At 40.8% G+C, this 2,500-nt stretch carries 2 rRNA genes (1 of these 2 only partly in view); both read right to left on the reverse strand.

Going from position 1 to position 2,500, the window contains the following annotated elements:
• Positions 1 to 904: 904 nt before the first annotated feature.
• A 5S ribosomal RNA gene (gene rrf / locus F3K33_RS25825) occupies positions 905 to 1,021 on the reverse strand.
• A gap of 140 nt (positions 1,022 to 1,161) precedes the next feature.
• Positions 1,162 to 2,500, reverse strand: a 23S ribosomal RNA gene (locus F3K33_RS25830) (it continues 1,570 nt past the right edge of the window).

Raw genomic sequence — 2,500 nt, forward strand, 5'->3', positions numbered from 1 at the left:
ACTCATTTTTCAGTAGTTCTATTAGCTTTAAGTTATTAATTTTGCATCTCTTAGCGAGGATTTTATCATATCATCACCATTCGACATTGTCAACAACTTTCCTAGAAAATCTTTTTCCCTTTAAGTTGTTTTGTTTATGTCTCTTAGCGACGTGTTTTATCTTAACATCTCTGATATTTTCATATTATTTGCTTTCCTATTACTAAATGCGATTATTTTCATTTTTCTTTATAATACGTCATTATTCTAGATTTTATACATACTGATACGCTAGCAATAGTTGTCACTCCAATTTGGTTCAATCTATTACATTTATATATGTTTTTTAGCCTAATTATCTCATTCCTAATAATTCTAAATATCTTTATTAATAAGAAATTAAGTTCAAAATAATAAAAGATCTTATGATCATGAAAGGATCCAATTACCCCTGGATACATAAAATTTCATCAAACATAAAAACTTTTTCATATAATAACAGAAAATATGCTCTACTAAATGAGTTTTTAATCATAAAAAATTAAACTATAAAGTTAATATGAAATATTATAATAAGATTAGTCTGCAAAGTTGTTAATCTCTCAATAACTACTTTGTTGTTCAGAATAGATATTAATGTTATATAAGGAATGAACTCTATCAAAAAAGACTTATCGTAAAAATATACCGTCTTAAATATGTGCTTAGGATAGAGATTCAGTTGTAGAATTAAGAATACATTGAATTAATAAGCTCTTTCGTAATGATTTAGAGAAATGAGTTATACAAAATCGTCATACTTATTGAGTTTTTTAGAAATACGGCATTAAATAATCCAGCTATACAGCGGCGAAGCTTATCATCTTACCATTCCTAAATATTATAAAATAAAAAAAGATAGTTATTACAACTATCTTTTTTGCTTACCTCGCAACGTCCTACTCTGCCACACAGTCTCCCATGCAGTACCATCGGCGCTATAGACCTTAACTTTCCTGTTCGGAATGGGAAGGAGTGTTACCTCTATGCCATCATCACGAGATATTAGCTTTTCCCAAATCTCTGATTTGGTTGAAAAACTTATGCAAATCGCTTTAGCGATTTGTATTCCTTATTCAATTGAAAGTTTTGTTCTTTCAAAATTGCACACAGTTTCTTTAATGTATTTACAACTTGACTATATTGGTCAAGCCCTCGACCTATTAGTATCAGTCAGCTAAATATGTTGCCATACTTACACCTCTGACCTATCAACCTTGTAGTCTTCAAGGGGTCTTACTAGCTTATGCTATGGGAAATCTCATCTTGAGGTGGGCTTCACACTTAGATGCTTTCAGCGTTTATCCCTTCCCGACTTAGCTACCCAGCTATGCTTCTGGCGAAACAACTGGTACACCATAGGTCAGTCCATCCCGGTCCTCTCGTACTAAGGACAGCTCCTCTCAAATTTCCTACGCCCGCGACGGATAGGGACCGAACTGTCTCACGACGTTCTGAACCCAGCTCGCGTGCCGCTTTAATGGGCGAACAGCCCAACCCTTGGGACCTACTTCAGCCCCAGGATGCGACGAGCCGACATCGAGGTGCCAAACCTCCCCGTCGATGTGAACTCTTGGGGGAGATCAGCCTGTTATCCCCGAGGTAGCTTTTATCCGTTGAGCGATGGCCCTCCCACGAGGTACCACCGGATCACTAAGCCCGACTTTCGTCCCTGCTCCACTTGTAGGTGTCGCAGTCAGGCTCCCTTCTGCCTTTACACTCTTCGAACGATTTCCGACCGTTCTGAGGGAACCTTTGGGCGCCTCCGTTACATTTTAGGAGGCGACCGCCCCAGTCAAACTGCCCACCTAACAATGTCCTGTCACCAGTTTCATGGCATCCAGTTAGAACTTCAATACTATCAGGGTGGTATCCCAACAACGACTCCACCAAGGCTGACGCCCTAGTTTCCCAGTCTCCCACCTATCCTGTACAGACAATACCAAAATTCAATGCTAAGCTACAGTAAAGCTCTACGGGGTCTTTCCGTCCAATCGCGGGTAGCGAGCATCTTCACTCGCACTACAACTTCGCCGGATTTGCAGTTGAGACAGTGCACAAGTCATTACGCCATTCGTGCGGGTCAGAACTTACCTGACAAGGAATTTCGCTACCTTAGGACCGTTATAGTTACGGCCGCCGTTTACTGGGGCTTAAGTTCACACCTTCGCGTTACCACTAAGTGTTCCCCTTAACCTTCCAGCACCGGGCAGGCGTCAGCCCCTATACATCAGCTTTCGCTTTAGCAGAGACCTGTGTTTTTGTTAAACAGTTGCTTGTGCCTATTCTCTGCGGCCTGATTTCTCAGGCACCCCTTCTCCCGAAGTTACGGGGTCAATTTGCCTAGTTCCTTAACTGCAATTCTTCCGTCGGCCTTAGGATTCTCTCCTCATCTACCTGTGTCGGTTTGCGGTACGGGCACTACTTCTCTCTCTAGATGCTTTTCTTGGAAGCATGGAATCAGATACTTCGGTTCCGTAGA

It is taken from the genome of Clostridium beijerinckii (assembly GCF_008705175.1).
In the GTDB taxonomy this organism is placed as follows: domain Bacteria; phylum Bacillota; class Clostridia; order Clostridiales; family Clostridiaceae; genus Clostridium; species Clostridium beijerinckii.